The sequence below is a fragment of the Corallococcus sp. BB11-1 genome, assembly GCF_026626625.1.
GTDB classification, from domain to species: Bacteria; Myxococcota; Myxococcia; order Myxococcales; family Myxococcaceae; genus Corallococcus; species Corallococcus soli.
This window is the reverse complement of sequence record NZ_JAPNJY010000001.1, coordinates 516,882-533,748: the sequence shown is the minus strand read 5'-3', so window position 1 is coordinate 533,748 and position 16,867 is coordinate 516,882. Positions and strand designations below refer to the sequence as shown.

The window sequence follows — 16,867 nt, the reverse complement described above, 5'->3', positions numbered from 1 at the left end:
TGAAGAACCTCGGAGAAGGCCGAAAACAGTGATGCGTGATTCTCGGGCGCCTACCGGCGGAGTTGCTCCTACACTTGCGTTTTTGTAGGCGCTTTCACGCGGAGTCAGTCCTGGACCGACCTCCTGGAATCCTCCGCCAGGACTGTCGCCACAGGAGCCCCAGGAGCACGGCCCCTGTGAAGCCCGGAGACGCGGGGGACGCGGCGCAGCCTCCTCCTTCGGCCCGGGGTTCTTCGTCCGGGCCCGGCGGGTCGGTGATGGCCTCACAGGGGGTGAAGCAGCGGCAGGCGTCGTCCCCGTCCACCTCCAGCCGGGCACACACGCCCTGCGCGCCACACGCGGCGTCCTCCGAGCACGACGCCCCGTAGGTCCCCGCCTGGAGCGCGGGCAGCAGGCACCGGGCGGGAGCGTCCCCGGCCGCGACGCAGAGGAGGCCCGCGGGGCACTGGGCGTCGGTGGCGCAGGACTCCCGGCAGAGCGCCTCCACGGGGAGGGGGGCGGAGGCGGGCGGGGGTGGGGCTTCGCCCAGGAAGGGTTGGAGGAAGTCCGCCAGCGCGTCCACCCGCACCTGGACCGCCTCCGAACGGCAGGCCACGTCCCCGCTCACGGTGAGCCCCCACAGCACCTCGCCTCCCTCCGGCCCTCCCAGCACCGGCCCGCCGCTGTCGCCCACGCAGGTCATCGCGGGGGCGGGGCCCGCCTGGAAGGCCGCGGCCTGCACGCCGGTCACCTGGAGCAGCCCCTGCCGCCGCCGGCCGGAGGGACGGGCCGCGTCCTTCGTGTCCCCGTAGCCCACCGCCCGCACGAGGCTGCCCACCGACACCGGGGCGTCCAGGCTCCCCGGGAGCCGGTAGGGTGGGACCTCCGTGACGGGCGTCGCCAGCCGCAGCAGGGCCGCGTCCCAGGCGTGGGTGGCCGGGACATAGGACGGATGGGCCATGGCCCGGGTGACGCGCACGAACCGGCCCTCCGGCCCGGCGGCCCCGGGCTCCGGGAACAAGGTAGGTCCCACGAACACCTCATAGGGCCCTGCTTCCCCGAAGACGGCCAGGCAGTGGGCCGCCGTCAGCACCACGTCCGGGGCGATGAGGGCGCCCGAGCACAGGAGCACCGGCGGCTCTCCGCCACAGCGCGTGCGCCGGGCCACCAGCGCCACCGTCGCCCCTTCCCCGGGGGCGTCCGTCCCCTGGACGAGGCCCCGGGCCACCGTCGGTGCGGGCTCCGGAGGCCCCAGGGGCTCCCAGGCAGGCAGGCAGCCGAGCGGCAGGAGGGCGGCGAGCGCGGCGAGCGCAACCTCCCTGGGGGGTCGGCATCCTGTCGGGTCCCGGCCGGACGCGGTGGACCGTTTCGCCATGGGGCGCATCATAGGCAACAGGGGGTCGTGGGAATGGGGAGGCGCCCGCGTTACCTTGCCTTGGGGGGTCGTGAACCGGATAGAGTCCGTTGCACGTCTCCCTGCCCACCCGGCCAGAAGGCGTGCTTCAAGACGCTCTTCGGCCGGTAGGTCTACCGGTCCGGACGGGAGTCAGACAGGCTGCCTGCCTGCCGGACATGCCGTTGGGGCCTGCCACATTGAAGGGCCCGCCACATCTTCACGGGTGGTGGGTCTGCAACCCTTTTTGGAGGATGTTCACATCATTCGCGAACAGAGAAACAGTCGCGGTCCCAACAGGGACCAGAGAACCAACCGCCGCATCCGCGCGCGGGAAGTCCGTGTCGTGGGCTCCGATGGTTCGCAGCTCGGAGTCATGACCATCGAGGCCGCCCTGGAGCGGTCCCGAACCGAAGGGCTCGACCTCGTCGAAGTCAGCCCCATGGCCAAGCCGCCAGTCTGCAAGATCATGGACTACGGCAAGTTCAAGTACGAGGAGAAGAAGAAGGCCTCGGACGCGAAGCGCACGCAGGTGGTCATCCAGCTCAAGGAAGTGAAGCTCCGTCCCAAGACGGAGGAGCACGACTACGAGTTCAAGGTGCGCAACACCCGCCGGTTCATCGAAGAGGGCAACAAGGCCAAGGTCGTCATCCAGTTCCGCGGGCGTGAAATCACGCACAAGGAGTTGGGCAGCGCCATCCTTGATGACGTCATCAAGGACCTGAAGGACGTGGCCGTCGCCGAGCAGATGCCGCGCATGGAAGGCCGGCAGATGTTCATGATCCTCGCGCCCACGCCGAAGGTCGCGCAGAAGGCCCGTGAGCTGACGCGCCAGGCCGCGGCAGCCGTCCGCAAGTCCTCGCCGCCGAGCCAGAAGAAGCCGCACCCCGAAGGTGGCCATCCCGCCGCGGAGGGTGCTTCCACCGCGCCCGCCGAAGCCGAGGAGACCGGTACCAGCGACGCCGCCGATACGGGCGACGAGCAGGACACCGCGACCGCGACGACGTAGCCGCTTCGCGCGAACGGGCTTCGCGTCTCCCCTTCCTTCTCGTGAGGATGGGAGACGCGCCCACGGGCGGTGCCCTCCAGGATGACCCCTGGGGACCCGCCCGCGCCCGTCGTCCGGGGCTGCTTCCCACGTCCCGCGCGTCGCGGGGGGACCGCTGTTCCCCCGCTAGAAGCGCAGGGCCCCGACGCGCCGGCGACGCCCCGCCTCCATCAGCAGCAACGTCACGCCCACCGCGAGCATCGCGCTGGCACCGCCGCACCCGGCGGCCATCGCCTGCTGCGAGGCCCCCGTCAGGGCGCTGCCCACCGAGCCCACGTCCGGGGGCGGGTCGAACGAGGACGGCCCTCCCGAGCCACCGGTGGCGGCCACGCTCCGAGCGTCTCCCGCTTCGTCTCCTGGGCGTTCTCCGGCGGAGGCCTCCGCCTGCTTCGCGGCCACCGTCTGGGACTTGAGCGACGACGCGCTGGTGGAGAAGAACGACAGCCGGACGCTGGAGCCGGACGAAGGCTCGATGCCGAAGAAGCACACCAGCGGCACGCCCGAGGGCAGCACCTCCGGCGCGGCCGGGTAGCCCGCGAAGCCGGACACCGACGCCAGCTCCCTGCCCGCCCCCGGCTTGCCGCTGGAGGAGAGCGCGCGGACCCACAGCCGGTAGCCGGCGCCGTCGCTCCGGGGCTGGTTGTAGAAGAGATACAGGGCGCTGCCCACGCGGGTGAGCGCGGGCTGCGTGGCCCAGTCCCCGTCCTCCAGCACGCGCACCGCGGAGCCGAACGCGCTGCCGTCGAAGCGGCGGTAGGCGAGCCGCTCGGAGTTGTCCTTGTAGACCAGGTGCAGGCCGCCCTTCCCGTCCGCCACCGCGCTCAGGGCGGCCCCATGGTAGATGCCGTCGGAGAAGGCCGTGCGCGTGGAGGACCAGGTGGACAGCGACGCGCTGTCATCGCGGATCCTGTAGTGCGTGCGGTCGTGGCCGTCGTGGGAGCTCCACAGCACCATCATCCGGCTGCCCAGGCTCACGAGCCGTCCACCGCCGCGCTTCGGGATGTCGCGCGCGAGCGCGGACTGTTCGCGGAAGGTGGAGCCCCCGTCGCTGCTCACCGCGATGCTCAGCGTGTTGCTGGCGTCCTTCTCCCGGAAGAAGGCCTGCACCCACAGCCGGCCCTTGGAATCGCGCGCCAGCTCCGCGCGGTAGTACGCGGTGCTGGAGCTGGTGGAGTCGAAGACGCGCACGGGAGACTGCGCGCTCCAGCGGCCCTTCGACGCGCTGTAGCGCCACCACTGGAAGTACACGTCCCGGCTGGTGGAGCCGCTGATGCCCGTGCTGTCCGGCGTCTCCACCGCGTAGACGAGCGCCACGTCCTGGCCCACCACGATGAGGTCCGCGCGGTCATACGGCGAGCCGTCGTGGATGACGCCCTCCAACTTCCAGGTGTTGCCGCCGTTGTCGCTGCGGAACATGCGCAGCCCCTGGCCGTCCAGCCCGCCCTGTTGCACCGCGGCGAGCAGCACGGAGCCCTCGCTGCGCGACACCCGCACGATGTGCCGGTGCGCGGGCAGCGTCAGCGCGTTGCCCCCTCGCACCGGGATGGCCGACGGCGGCGTCGCGGCCGTCATGCCCGTCAGCAACAGTCCTGTCAGTACTGCCCAACCCATTCCAGCCCCCATCCGTTGGATTCCTGGCGCGAAAGCTGGCCAGCGGGGTCGCCCTGGAGAAGGTGGGGGAAACGGGGCGTTGCCTGCCTGTCTGCCCTGCGGAGGGCACCCGCGCGGAGGCGTTGCGCGGACGGAGACGTCGTTTGGCGGACAGCGCCCTCTAGCCGCGCGCGGCGGCCCGGCCGCCGATCTGCGCCCCCGCGTCGGGAGGCAGCCGGCGGAAGAGGGGCCCGGCCAGCGCCGACACGAGGCCGATGGCCAGGAAGGGCAGCAGGAACCGCTCCGGCGTGAGGCGCACGTCACCACCGCCCCGCGCGACGTGCAGCATCAGGCCGCCGAAGCTGATGCCCACGCTCAGCGCCATCTGCTGCGTCACCACCGCCAGCGTGGAGGCACTGCTCACCGCCTCCTTGGGGAGGTCCGCGTAGGCCACCGTGTTGGTGGCGGTGAACTGCAACGAGCGCATGAAGCCGCTGAAGATGAGCGTGCCGATGATGAGCGGGACGGGCGTGCCGATACGGAAGAAGGCGGGCACGGCCGTCAGCGCGGCGGTGAGCAGGTTGGAGGCGATGAGCGTCTGGCGGAAGCCCACGCGCCGGATGAGCGCGGGCGCCACCGGCTTGCACGCGAAGGCCCCCATCGACGTGCCAATGGTGACGAGCCCCGCCTCCAGCGGCCCCCACCCCAGGCCCACCTGGAAGAGCAGCGGCAGCAGGAAGGGCGTCGCGCCCAGGCCCATGCGCACCAGGGCGCCCCCCATCATGCTGGCGCGGAAGGTGGGCACCTTGAACAGGCGCAGGTCGAGCACCGGACGCGGCGTGCGCAGCGCGTGGCGCACGTAGGCGACCAGCGTCCCCACGGCCACCAGCGCGATGCCCAGCTGCACCGGCCACGGCACCAGCCCGATGCCCGCCGTCTCCGCGGCGCCCATCAGCGTCGTGATGGCGACCGCCGCCAGGGCGAAGCCCTTCTTGTCGAAGGGGCCCGGGTCCGGCTGCTGCAACGCGGGCACGAAGCGCGCCACGGCCCACATGCCCAGCAGGCCCACGGGGACGTTGATGAAGAAGATCCACGGCCAGTCCGCGACGCCCAGGATGAGGCCCGCGAGCGGTGGCCCCAGCAGCGGCCCCACCAGCGCGGGCATGGTGAACCAGCTCATCGCGGAGACCAGCTTCTCGCGCGGCGCCGAGTTGACGACGATGAGGCGGCCCACGGGCGTCATCAGCGCGCCGCCCAGCCCCTGGAGCGTGCGGAAGAGCACGAGCTGCGTCAGGGACTGCGAGAAGCCACACAGCACGGAGGCCATCACGAACACGGCCATGGCCCACATGAAGACGCGGCGCGGGCCGTAGCGGTCGGCGATCCACCCGCTCGCGGGCGCCAGCACCGCCAGCGCCAGGATGTACGACGTCAGCGCGAGCTTGAGGTGGACCGGATCCGTGCCGAACGCCACCGACAGCGTGGGCAGCGCGGTGGACAGCGCCGTGGAGTCCAGGAACTCCATGAACAGCGCACTGGCTACCGCGACGGATGCCAGCCGGGAGCTTCGGGTGGAGCGGACGGGTCCGGTGGATGCGGTCGCGGTGGAGACGGACACGTCCTTTTCTATGCGCATGCCGCGCCGTGCCTGTCACGCACGCCCGGCCGGTGGGTCCCAGGAATCAGAAGCGAGCGTACTCCGAGCCCACAGCGTCGCCGGGCCCCCATCCGGACATGCCGGCCGGCCTCACGGAGGGCGGGCAGGCAGGCCCCGCGTCCGGGCACCCTGCGTCCTGCCCCGGAGCCGAAAGGCGCCTGGAGCTCAAGGCTCGGGCGGTTCGTTCCGGGCGGCCTCGGTGAGCGACCGCGCTTCCTCGCGCAGCTCCTCCAACCGGACGCGGTGACGCTGGAGCAGCGCCTCCACCTGTTCGACGCGAACCGTGTCACCCCGCGCCCGGGCCTCCTGCTTCTCCCCTTCCAGCCGCGTCACGTCCCGCCCCAGCAGCGACGCGACGTGCTCCGTCTTCTCCAGCTTCCACCGCGCCGTCTGCGGCAGCTCCTCCACGATGGGGTCGTTCGGCTGCGGGGGCGCCCCCTCCACCTCCGGCTCCGGCGGCACGTCCCCGGGGGCCGGTGGCACCACCGTGGCCTCCGGCGTCCTGGGCGCGGCCGGCCGCACCGGCGCCGTTCGCGGCGGCGCGACCTCCGTCGCCACGACCCTGGGGGGTGACGGAAGCTCCGGAGGCCTGTCGGTGGGAGCCCCCGTCTCCTGGGACGTCAGGAGCGCGACGGCCAGCACCCCGGCCACCACCAGCCCCGCGCCTCCCAGCAGCATCACCCGCTCACGGCGTCGCATGGTCCGCACCCTCGAAGCCTACGTGGGCCCTTCACAGCCGCAAGCGCCAGCCTTCCGCCTGGCGCTCCACCCGGAACACGAACGGCTCCCGCCGCTCCCGGCCGCCCTGGGACACGCGCGCCCGCACGAGCACCGCGTCCGGATCACGCCCGTCCACCTTCGCCTCGACGACGTCCACCAGGCGCAGGTCGTGCTCGTGCAGGTCCTTCACGGTGTCCTCGCACGACGGCAGGCCCTGGCCGCTCACGAGCAGCGGGCCCAGCACCGCGCAGTCCCCGGACGGCAGGGCCTGGAAGAAGCGGCGCACCGCCGCCTCGCCGGCCTCCGTCTTCGCGGACGTCGAGGACGAACAGGCGGCCAGGGCCAGCCACAGCACCACCGCCCCGTATCGCGTCACGCGTCCCATCCGCCGTCAGTAGCAGTTGGGCGCGAACAGCTCGTCGTCCGTGGCGGACAGGAACTGGTCGTCGCAGTAGGCGCTCGCCAGCATGTGCCCGTTGCGCACGCAGCCGTCGTGGTTCGTCGCGTCCAGCGTGTACTGCGTGTCACCGCCGCAGCCTCCGCCGCAGCGGCCGAAGCAGTTGCCCATCACCTTGGGGCGCGACCAGTGGTCCGGCTCACCGCACACCCAGGTGCTGCCGTTCATGTAGTACTCGTCGCCGTTGCACGTCGTGTGGTCACCCAGCTGGGCGATCTGCTGGTTCTTCGCGTTGTCGAAGCCGCCCTTGTTGCAGTCGTGCTTCGCGTACGAGTACCAGTTGTACGTGCCGCCGCAGCTGCCGGTGTTCTTGCCGCCGCACTTCGCGTAGCTGCACAGCATGGTGTAGCCGCGGCCCTGCTCGCCCATCACCGTGCGCTTCAGCGTGACGCTCGTGGGGTGCTGCGCCCACATGCCCACCGCGCGCCGCAGGTACATGGCCTCCGGCGTCGCCGCGTCGCCCGCGGGCAGGCCCTGGTTGAGCGCCTGGTAGAAGGCCGCCAGCACGTCGCGATCCGCGTCCACCACCTGCGTGTCCTGCGCGTTCTGGTCCGCGAAGCCATCCAGCGTGGACACGCCGGAGGCGGGGTCCATCAAGCCGGTGAGCGTCAGGCCGTGCGTGCGCACCTCCAGCCGGTACACCCCGGGCTCCACCTCGCGCGAGGAGAAGGACACCTCCTGTCCCTCCCGCGTCCAGGTGCCCCGGGTCAGCCCCGCTTCCGACCCGAGCGTCAAGCCCTCGGGAGAGCCCGGAGCGGCGGACGGCACGTCCGTCCCCGCGCCACCACAGCCCCACAACAGCAACGCCGCGACCGCACCCATTGCCTTGCGCATGTGTCTGTCACCCTCCGGCCAGGAGACCTGCTTGGACCACGAAGCAGCCGAGGGAGTTACCGGGAGGCCGGGCGCTGCTCAAGGCGAGGTGCGTTACGGTGGGCGCAAGGGGGTCAGGCCCCTCCCAGGGGGCAGGCGCACCGTTCACGGCGGACGGGCGCGGAGGGGTGGGGATGTGGCATGACGGGCCCGCGTTTCGCGTCGTTCCTTTTGGAGGAAGTCCCTTTGAAAATCCCCGCGCTCACCGTCATGGCGGCGCTCGCCGCGACGGGTTGCTCCAACGGCAGCATCACGAACAACCGCGAGGCCCAGGCCCGCATCGCGGCCAACGCATCCAAGCCCCAGCTGGCGCCCTTCAAGGGTTCGGAGCCGCTGGCGGGCACGCCGGACGCCTTCAAGGCCCTGTGCAAGGCGGACCTGGAGCGGGCCCAGGCGCAGGTGGTGGCGCTGAAGAAGCTGGATGCGAAGGCGAACGGGCAGGCGGTGCTCAAGGCCTATGACGAGGCGCAGACGGCGCTCATCAACGCCGCCAACCGCTCCAGCCTCACGCCCGCGGTCCACCCGGACCCCGCGATGCGCGACGCGGCCCGCGAGTGCGAGCAGCAGGTGGAGGCGGCCAACGTGGCGCTGTCCCAGGACCGCGGCGTCTATGACGCGCTGTCGCTGGTGGACCTGTCCAAGGAGGACGCGTCCACGCGCCACTGGGTGGGCCGCACGCTGCTGGACTTCCGCCGCGCGGGCGTGGACCGCGACGAGCCCACGCGTCAGCAGGTGAAGGCCCTCAACGAGGAGATCCTCAAGCTGGGCCAGCAGTTCGGCCGGAACATCGCGGAGGACGTCCGCAAGGTGGCCTTCACGCCCAAGGAGCTGGACGGGCTGCCGGAGGACTACAAGAAGGCGCACGCGCCGGGCGCGGACGGCAAGGTGGTCATCACCAGCAACTACCCGGACTACTTCCCGTTCATGACGTACGCGAAGAACGCCAAGGCGCGCGAGAAGCTGTGGCGCGCCTACCGGCAGCGCGCGTTCCCCGCCAACCAGGCGGTGCTCGGCCAGCTCATCGAGAAGCGCCACGCGCTGGCGACGCTGCTGGGGTACCCGAACTGGGCGGCCTTCACCACCGAGACGCGGATGACGCGCACGCAGCAGGCGGCGGCGGACTTCATCGACCAGCTGGCGCAGTCGTCGGAGGCCCGCGCGAAGAAGGAGATGGCGGAGCTGCTGTCGCGCAAGAAGAAGGACGTGCGGGGCGCCACCGCGGTGGAGCCGTGGGACCACGACTACTACGAGGACCGGGTGCGCGCGGAGCGCTTCGGCTACGACTCGCAGGCGGCGCGTCCCTACCTGGAGTACGCCCGGGTGAAGGACGGCGTGATGGGCATCACCTCCAGCCTGTGGGGCGTGACGTTCCAGCCGGTGAAGGAGCTGAAGACGTGGCACACGGACGTGGAGGCCTACGACGTCCTGGAGGGCGGCAAGCCCCTGGGCCGCATCTTCCTGGACATGCACCCGCGCGACGACAAGTACAAGCACGCGGCGCAGTTCGACCTCATCACCGGTGAGGCCGACAAGCGGCTGCCGGAGGCCGTGCTGGTGTGCAACTTCCCGCGCCCCGGCGACCTGATGACGCACGACGAGGTGGAGACGTTCTTCCACGAGTTCGGCCACCTGATGCACACCGTCTTCTCCGGCCAGCAGAAGTGGACGCCCATCTCCGGCATCTCCACCGAGCGCGACTTCGTGGAGACGCCGTCCATGCTGCTCCAGCAGTGGGCGCAGCAGCCGGAGGTGCTCAAGAGCTTCGCCAGGCACCATGAGACGAACGAGCCCATGCCCGTGGAGCTGGTGGAGAAGCTGCGCGCGTCGAAGGAGTTCGGCCAGGGCCTGTGGGCGCGCCGCCAGCTCTTCCTGTCCGCGGTCAGCCTCCAGTACTACTCGCGCGAGCCGGGCTTCGACACGTCCGCCGTCCTCGCCGAGCAGCAGAAGAAGCTCAGCCCCTTCCGCCACGAGTACCGCGACGGCACCCACTTCGAGGCCGCCTTCGGGCACCTGGATGGGTACTCGGCCGCGTACTACACGTACCTGTGGTCGTTCGTCATCGCGAAGGACCTGGAGTCGAAGTTCCAGGAGACGGGCTACCTGGACCGGGACACGGCGATGAAGTACCGCACCACCGTGCTGAACCCGGGCGGCTCCAAGCCCGCCGCGGAGCAGGTGCAGGACTTCCTCGGCCGCCCCTACGCCTTCGAGGCCTTCCGCGCCTACCTGGATGGCACCGTGAAGGCGCCGGGCACCGCGAAGGACTCGCAGTAGCCGTCCGCACCCCGTCGCCCCCGGAAGCAGGCGCGCACCGCCTGCTTCCGGTGGAGTTCCCGGCCACCGCGCGGAGGCCGTCGCCCGCCTGACCCGCCCTCGTGGGCAGGGGTCGGCGCGGCACCCACGCGCTCCAAGCACCGCCCCCGCCCGCGGAACTTCTCTTCCCTTCCCCGAACCTCCGCGTGCGCACATCCCCGCCCGGGGGACGGAGCCCTGCGTCCACCCGTCACCACCGCGCGGCTGGTGAGGCTTTTGCTTTGAGCGTGCCCGCCACGGACTCGTGGAAGGGGGACGCGACGTGACAGCCTGTGGTCGAAGTCGGGGTCGGCGCTGGAGGAGGATGGGGGTGGCGGTGTGGCTGCTCGTCGGCTGCGACAGCAGCGTGCCCAGGGCGCGGGTGCTGCCGGGGCCGGACGCCGGGGGCCCCGTGGATCCGCTGGACGCCCTGTGCCGCTCCGAGTCCCGGGACCCGGGCCGCGTCACCCTGCACCGCCTCAACCGCGCCGAGTACGACAACACCGTGCGCGACCTGCTGGGCGACACGAGCCAGCCCTCGCGGGACTTCCCTCCGGACGACCACGGCTTCGGCTTCGACAACAACGCGGACGTGCTCAGCATGTCCCCGCTGCTGATGGAGAAGTACTCGCACGCGGCGGAGCGGCTGGTGGAGGCCGCGTGGGCGAAGGGCACGCTGCGCACCTGCGTCCTGGATCCCGCCACGCCGGAGCCGTGCGCGCGGGACCTGCTGCGGAGCTTCGCGCGGCGCGCCTGGCGAAGGCCGGTGTCCGCGCAGGAGGTGGAGGGGCTCGTCGGCTTCATCGCGCTGGCCCGTCAGCACGGTGACGGGCCGGAGGTGGGGGTGAAGCTGGCGCTGCGCTCGGTGCTGGTGTCCCCGCACTTCCTCTTCCGCGTGGAGCTGGACCCCGCGCCCGCGTCCTCCAGGACGCACCCCATCAGCGACGTGGAGCTGGCGAGCCGCCTGTCCTACTTCCTCTGGAGCAGCATGCCGGACGAAGCGCTGCTCAAGGTGGCGGAGAGAGGCCGCCTGCGCGACCCCGTGGTGCTGGAGACGCAGGTGCGGCGCATGCTGGCGGACCCCAAGGCCCGGGCGCTGGTGGACAACTTCGCCGGCCAGTGGCTCTACACGCGCGCGCTCGACTTCGCGCAGCCGGAGGCGCGCTACGGCTTCGACGAACCGCTGCGCCAGGCGATGCGGGAGGAGACGCGGCTGCTCTTCCAGGAGTTCATCACCGGCGACCACCGGCTCAAGGACCTGCTGGACGCGCCCTTCACCTACGTGAACGACCGGCTGGCGACGCACTACGGCCTGCCCCCGCCCGGCACCGACGCCATGACGCGCGTGAGCCTGGAGGGCCACCCGGAGCGCGCGGGCCTCTTCGGCAAGGGCGCGCTGCTCACCGTCACCGCCAACGCGGATCGCACCTCGCCGGTGAAGCGCGGGGTGTGGGTGCTGGAGCAGTTGCTGTGCAAGGGACCGCCGCCCCCGCCTCCCAACGCGGGCGGCCTGGCGCCGACGGTGGACCCCACGCTCAACATCAAGGAGCGCATGCGGCAGCACCGCGTGGACCCCACGTGTTCGGGGTGCCACACGCTGATGGATCCGCTGGGCTTCGGCCTGGAGAACTTCGACCCGGTGGGCCGCTGGCGCCTGAAGGAGGAGGGCGGCGCGGCGGTGGACCCCAGCGGCGAGCTGCCCGGGGGCAAGGTGTTCAACGGCGTGGTGGAGATGCGCGCCGTGGTGAAGCAGGACCCGGACCTGTCCCGGTGCATGACGCGCCACCTGCTGTCGTACGCGCTGGGCCGGGGCGCGGAGCCGTCCGACCGCTGCAACGTGCACGACATCGCCCAGCAGGCCGAGTCCCGGGGCGGCCGCCTCGCCGATTACATCCTCGCCATCGTCCGCAGCGACGCGTTCCAGCAGCGGGGGGGCGACACGGAAGGACCGAAGCCATGAGCCGCCTGCCTCCCCTGTCCCGTCGGACCCTGTTGCGCGGACTGGGCGCGATGATGGCGCTGCCCCTGCTGGAGGGCATGCGCCCCGGCGTGGCCCGCGGTGCATCGCAGGCGCCGGTGCCGCGCCGCTTCGTGGCCTTCTACACGCCGTGCGGCATCCACATGGCAAAGTGGACCCCTTCGGGCCAGGGGCCGGACTGGTCCCTGACGCCCACGCTCGCGTCCCTGGCGCCGGTGAAGGACGACGTGCTGGTGCTGGGCGGGCTGGACAACCTGCCGGGCCGGCCGGACGGCGACGGCCATCACGCCGCCGCGACGTCCGCGTTCCTGAGCTGCGTGAAGGCCCGCAAGACGGAGGGCGCCAACATCCGCACCGGCATCTCCATGGACCAGGTGCTGGCGAACGCCGTGGGCAAGGCCACGCGCTTCCCGTCGCTGGAGCTGGGCATCGACCCGGGCAAGGGCATTGGCAACTGCGACTCCGGCTACGCGTGCCCGTACGCGAACAACATCGCGTGGGCGGGGCCGTCCACGCCGGTGCCCAAGGAGACGCAGCCGCGCGCCGCGTTCGAGCGGCTCTTCGCGGACTTCGATCCGAACGTCACCCAGGCGGAGCTGGCGAAGCGCCGGGCCTACGGCCTGAGCATCATCGACGCCGTGCGCGACGACGCGAAGGCGCTCCAGGGCCGGCTGGGCACCACCGACCGGCGCAAGCTGGACGAGTACTTCACCGGCGTGCGGGAGCTGGAGCTGCGCGTCAACGCGATGGCGGGCGCAGGCCCCACCTGCGGCACGGCCGTGGCCCCGGCGCGGACGGAGGACGTCCGCGAGAAGACGAAGGCGATGCTGGACCTCATCGTGCTCGCGTTCCAGTGCGACCTCACCCGCACGTGCACCTTCATGCTGGGCAACGCGCGCAGCCAGCGCGTGTATTCGTTCCTGGGCCTGTCCGGCGAGCACCACGCGTACTCGCACCACCAGAAGGCCCAGGCCAACTACGACGCGCTGGCGAAGATCGACAAGTGGGAGGTGGAGCAGTACGCGTACCTGCTCCAGCGCATGAAGGGCGTGCAGGAGGAGGGCGGGACGCTGCTGGACCACAGCGCCGTGTACTTCTCCAGTGAGATCGCCGACGGCAACATGCACGAGCACCGCAACCTGCCCATCCTCCTCGCGGGCCGCGCGGGCGGCGCGCTGGCTCCGGGCCGGCATGTGCGGTGCGGGGGCCAGCCCCTGGCGAACCTCTACGTCTCCCTGCTGAACATGTTCGGCGTGCCCGCGAGCACCTTCGGCGACGACGGCACGGGGCCCCTCACCGGGCTGGCCGGGTAGCGCACCGGGGCATCCGGGAGCAGGCACCCGCTCGGGCACCTCCGGGGCCGCCTGCCCCGTTCACTTCCCCTGCACGACGGGGCGCGGCGCGGGATGATGACGCCCATGCCTCTTCCAGTGCTCCGTCGCGGGCTCGCCGTGGTGTTGCTGGCCCCGCTGCTCGGCTGTGTCTCCTCGGCGAACCCCACGCGTCCCGCGCCTCCCGCCGCGAAGAAGGCCGCGGCCACCGCCGCCGCGCGCAAGGTCCCGGCGTCCACGACGACGCCGGCACCCACGGAGGGCCCCCGCAAGCCCGTGCCGTCCGCTACAGACCTGAAGCGCGACATGGTGAGCGCGCACAACCAGGCGCGGGCCCGGGCCTCGCGTCCCACGCCGAAGCCCGCGCTGCCGGCGCTGACCTGGTCCGACGAGGCCATGCGCAAGGCGGAGTCCTACGCGAAGGAGTGCCGCTTCGAGCACAACCTGGACCGGGGCTCGTTCGGGGAGAACCTGGCCGCCGCGACGCCGGACACCTGGACCACGGAGCAGGTGGTGAAGAGCTGGGCGGACGAGTCCGCCGACTACGACTCCGCGCGCGGCACCTGCAAGCCGGGGAAGATGTGCGGGCACTACACGCAGGTGGTGTGGCGCAACACGAAGGCGGTGGGCTGCGCGACGCGGCTGTGCACGAAGAACTCGCCCTTCGGCAGGGACGTGGGCACCTGGCAGCTCTGGGTGTGCAACTACGCGCCGCCGGGCAACTGGGTGGGCCAGAAGCCCTACTGACGCCCTACCGGGCCGCGAGCGGCGGGGCCGGCAGGTGGTGGCGGATGCCCCCGGACGCCCCCGTCACGGAGGCCGTCAGGGCATCCTGACACCCGGCCCCGGACGGCTCAGGCCGGGATCATCGTCAGCAGTTGCTGCGCCTGCGCTCGCAGGTCCTTGTCGTCGCCCTTGAGGACCTTCTGGACGTGATAGCGGGCCTGGGCGGGGTCACTGAGCCGCAGGGCCAGCGCCAGGTTGAAGTGCGTGGGGGCATCCGTCGGGTGCGCCTCCAGCACCGGGCGCAGCACGCGCGTGGCGAGCTCCGGCCCCTCCTGGGGAACGTGCTCCAGATAGTGCACCGCCAGGTCGTTCGCGGCGCCCGCCTCCGTGGGAGCGAGCGTCACGGCCTCCTCCAGCAGCGCGCGCACGCGGTCGCGCTGGCCCGCGACGTCCAGCGCCCGCGCGAGCTGCCGGCGCACCTCCACCGAACCCGGGTCCCGGCGGAGCACCTCCTCGAAGAGGGGCACGGCCTCCGCCAGCTTGCCGGCGAGCAGCGCGGCCATGGCGTGCAGGCCGATGAAGTCGGTGTTCTCCGGCGCCAGCTCGCGCAGCCGCACCGCGGCGGCCAGGGCGTTCTGCGTCAGGCCCCCGAGCAGCGACAGGTTGAAGACCTCCTCCCAGAGGACCGCGTCGTCCGGCGCCAGCGTCAGCCCGTCGCGCAGCTCCTGGAGGGCCAGACCCAGGTCCCCCGTCTCCAGATACGCCCGCGAGCGCTCCCACTGCGCGCGGTAGGACTCCTTCACCATCATCACCCTCCACCGGACCGGTCGCCCCAGGCGGGACGCCCGGCGGGGACGCTCAGCCCCGGAACACCTTGTGGAACAGCCGCATGAACATGCCCGACTTCGGCGCGGTCTCCGGGCGGCCGGACTGCTGCTGCTGCGCGTTCGCCTGGAGGTCCAGCTTCATCTTCAGCTTCTTGAGGTCGGGGTCGATGGAAAAGGTGCTGAACTCATCGTTCCCGTCCAGGGCTGTCTGGACCTTGCGCGCGCGGGATTCGTCGTGGCTCATGTCGCGTCTCCTGACCGAACATCGCACCCTAGCATGCCCCCTACCCCCACCCCATCCTGGCGGGCCCTCCCTGTCCGCTTGCCCGCACACCCACCCGCACGCGGATAATCCTGCCCATGCGCCGCCTCCCTTCCTTCCGCTCCCTCTCCGCCGTCGGTCTGCTCACGCCGTTCCTCCTGCTCGCCTGCATCCCTGACGGGGACACGGACCCCACGGCGGACGCGGGCCTCGACGGCGACGCCGGCACCTCCGGCGACGCGGGCACGTCCTCCGACGCGGGCACGACGTCCGACGGGGGATCCGTGGGGCCCACGCAGTTCGCCACGGACATGCTGGAGGCCCACAACGCGGCCCGCGCCGCCGCACAGCCCACGCCGTCCCCCGCCCTGGTCCCGCTCGTCTGGGACGCCACCGTGGAGGAGACCGCCCGGAAGTGGGCGAACAACTGCAAGTTCGAACACAACGCGGGCCGGGGCAACGCCGGGGAGAACCTCGCCGCCTCCTCGCCGAACAACCTCACCACGAAGGGCGTGGTGAAGGGCTGGGACGACGAGAAGAGCGACTACGACTACGCGAAGAACGCCTGCGCGGCGGGCAAGGTCTGCGGCCACTACACGCAGGTGGTGTGGCGCAACACCACGCGGCTGGGCTGCGCCTACAAGCGCTGCACGATCAACTCGCCCTTCGGCGCGAACTTCCCCACGTGGGACCTGTGGGTGTGCAACTACGCCCCGCCGGGCAACTACACCGGCCAGCGTCCGTACTGACGCGGGCCGGGCACTTCGCGCGCCTTCAGCGCTTGAGGGTGCGCGCGAGGAACGCGGACGTCTCCGCCCAGGCCGCCGCGGCGGAGCGTTCGTCGTACCGGCCGCCGGACGGGTTGGCGAAGGCGTGGTCCGCGTCGTACTCCAGGATGCGGCTTCGCACGCCCGCGTCGTCCAGCGCCTTCTCGAAGGCGCGCACCGTCTCCGGCGGGATGGACTTGTCCTTCGTGCCGAAGACGCCCAGCACCTGCGCCTTGATGGTGGAGAGCTGCTGCGCGTCCGTCACCGGGTGGCCGTAGTAGAGGACCGCCGCGCTCAGCTCCGGCACGGCCATGGCGGTGCGCAGCGACCAGCCGCCGCCGAAGCACCAGCCGATGCTGCCCGTGCGCGGGGCCTGGATGCGCGGGTCGCTCTTCAGGAAGGCGTGCGCGGCCAGCAGCGTCTTCGTCGCCTGTTCGGGGTCCACCGCCTTCACCAGCGCGAGCGCCTCGTCCGGATTCGTGGCCACCTTGCCGCCGTACAGGTCCACCGCGAGCGCCGCGTAGCCCTCCGCGGCCAGGCGGTCCGTCCAATGCTGCACGTGCGCGTTGAGGCCCCACCACTCGTGGATGACGAGGACGCCGGGCAGCGGGCCGCCCTTCGCGTTCTCCGGGAGGCTCAGGTAGCCCTTCGCGCCGCCGGGCAGCTCAATCTCCACGCCCTTGCGCTCGGGCGCGGCGTCCGTGCGCAGGGTGTGCATGGCCTTGAACTCCGCCTCGGAGACGGCGCCCGTGGCGGACGGCGTGCGGTCCACCTCCGCGGGCTTGCCCGTCGCGCAGGCGCCCAACAGCAGCGCTGCCGCCACTCCCCACGTGAGCCTCTTCAGGTCCGGCCTCATCGTCGTCGCGTCCTTTCAAGGCCCGGCGCTTCTCGCCTGGGCCCGTTGCGTGCTCGGGTCCGGGCGTAGCGCGGCGGGGGCGGGGGCGCCAGTGCGGCGGGCCGCGCGGTG

General features: G+C 71.9%; 15 protein-coding genes. 6 read left to right on the top strand and 9 right to left on the bottom strand.

Features of this window, described 5'->3' with window-relative positions; genetic code table 11:
• Positions 1-94: 94 nt before the first annotated feature.
• Positions 95-1,354 carry a S1 family peptidase gene (locus tag OV207_RS02325; RefSeq protein WP_267552199.1) on the bottom strand — a complete coding sequence of 420 codons (1,260 nt, stop codon included), beginning with the start codon at positions 1,352-1,354 and terminating at the stop codon, positions 95-97.
• 280 nt (positions 1,355-1,634) lie between these two features.
• Between OV207_RS02325 and infC the strand changes: the two genes are divergently transcribed.
• Entirely contained in the window at positions 1,635-2,381 is a 747-nt protein-coding gene (infC, locus tag OV207_RS02320; protein ID WP_193347367.1) for a translation initiation factor IF-3, read from the top strand.
• Between the two features lie 165 nt (positions 2,382-2,546).
• On the opposite strand, the gene OV207_RS02315 is transcribed toward infC, so the two are convergent.
• The 5 genes from OV207_RS02315 to OV207_RS02295 all read right to left on the bottom strand — a co-directional run bounded on the left by OV207_RS02315 (position 2,547) and on the right by OV207_RS02295 (position 7,678).
• The gene (locus tag OV207_RS02315) at positions 2,547-4,031 is read right to left on the bottom strand and encodes a sialidase family protein (RefSeq protein ID WP_267552198.1); all 1,485 of its coding nucleotides are present in this window, start codon (positions 4,029-4,031) and stop codon (positions 2,547-2,549) included.
• Between the two features lie 160 nt (positions 4,032-4,191).
• A complete protein-coding gene (locus OV207_RS02310) occupies positions 4,192-5,535 on the bottom strand; it encodes a DHA2 family efflux MFS transporter permease subunit (RefSeq protein ID WP_267552777.1) in 1,344 nt (447 codons plus the stop codon).
• A 297-nt stretch (positions 5,536-5,832) separates the two neighbouring features.
• Complete coding sequence (locus tag OV207_RS02305; protein ID WP_267552196.1) at positions 5,833-6,366, bottom strand: hypothetical protein; 534 nt, start codon at positions 6,364-6,366, stop codon at positions 5,833-5,835.
• Between the two features lie 31 nt (positions 6,367-6,397).
• Positions 6,398-6,772 carry a hypothetical protein gene (locus OV207_RS02300; protein WP_267552194.1) on the bottom strand — a complete coding sequence of 125 codons (375 nt, stop codon included), beginning with the start codon at positions 6,770-6,772 and terminating at the stop codon, positions 6,398-6,400.
• Between the two features lie 6 nt (positions 6,773-6,778).
• Positions 6,779-7,678 carry a hypothetical protein gene (locus tag OV207_RS02295; protein WP_267552192.1) on the bottom strand — a complete coding sequence of 300 codons (900 nt, stop codon included), beginning with the start codon at positions 7,676-7,678 and terminating at the stop codon, positions 6,779-6,781.
• A 249-nt stretch (positions 7,679-7,927) separates the two neighbouring features.
• On the opposite strand from OV207_RS02295, the gene OV207_RS02290 reads away from it, so the two are divergent.
• From OV207_RS02290 to OV207_RS02275, 4 genes are all read left to right on the top strand, one after another.
• Positions 7,928-9,991 (top strand): M3 family metallopeptidase, encoded by a 2,064-nt coding sequence (locus OV207_RS02290; protein WP_420715170.1) that lies wholly within the window; start codon positions 7,928-7,930, stop codon positions 9,989-9,991.
• Positions 9,992-10,334: 343 nt separating this feature from the next.
• Positions 10,335-11,969: a DUF1592 domain-containing protein gene (locus tag OV207_RS02285; RefSeq protein ID WP_267552190.1), complete on the top strand. Its 1,635-nt coding sequence runs from the start codon at positions 10,335-10,337 to the stop codon at positions 11,967-11,969.
• Positions 11,966-13,300 carry a DUF1552 domain-containing protein gene (locus OV207_RS02280; RefSeq protein ID WP_267552188.1) on the top strand — a complete coding sequence of 445 codons (1,335 nt, stop codon included), beginning with the start codon at positions 11,966-11,968 and terminating at the stop codon, positions 13,298-13,300. The genes OV207_RS02285 and OV207_RS02280 overlap by 4 nt, the downstream gene beginning before the upstream one ends.
• Before the next feature lie 105 nt (positions 13,301-13,405).
• On the top strand, positions 13,406-14,065 hold the full coding sequence (locus tag OV207_RS02275) for a CAP domain-containing protein (RefSeq protein WP_267552187.1): 660 nt from the start codon (positions 13,406-13,408) through the stop codon (positions 14,063-14,065).
• A 107-nt stretch (positions 14,066-14,172) separates the two neighbouring features.
• On the opposite strand, the gene OV207_RS02270 is transcribed toward OV207_RS02275, so the two are convergent.
• Positions 14,173-14,853: a tetratricopeptide repeat protein gene (locus OV207_RS02270; RefSeq protein ID WP_267552185.1), complete on the bottom strand. Its 681-nt coding sequence runs from the start codon at positions 14,851-14,853 to the stop codon at positions 14,173-14,175.
• A gap of 49 nt (positions 14,854-14,902) precedes the next feature.
• A complete protein-coding gene (locus OV207_RS02265; RefSeq protein WP_193346145.1) occupies positions 14,903-15,115 on the bottom strand; it encodes a hypothetical protein in 213 nt (70 codons plus the stop codon).
• 116 nt (positions 15,116-15,231) lie between these two features.
• Between OV207_RS02265 and OV207_RS02260 the strand changes: the two genes are divergently transcribed.
• Positions 15,232-15,882 carry a CAP domain-containing protein gene (locus OV207_RS02260; protein ID WP_267552182.1) on the top strand — a complete coding sequence of 217 codons (651 nt, stop codon included), beginning with the start codon at positions 15,232-15,234 and terminating at the stop codon, positions 15,880-15,882.
• Between the two features lie 25 nt (positions 15,883-15,907).
• Here OV207_RS02260 and OV207_RS02255 read toward each other — a convergent pair whose 3' ends face one another.
• Positions 15,908-16,756, bottom strand: a complete 849-nt coding sequence (locus OV207_RS02255; protein WP_193346143.1) for a dienelactone hydrolase family protein — start codon at positions 16,754-16,756, stop codon at positions 15,908-15,910.
• Between the last annotated feature and the right edge of the window lie 111 nt (positions 16,757-16,867).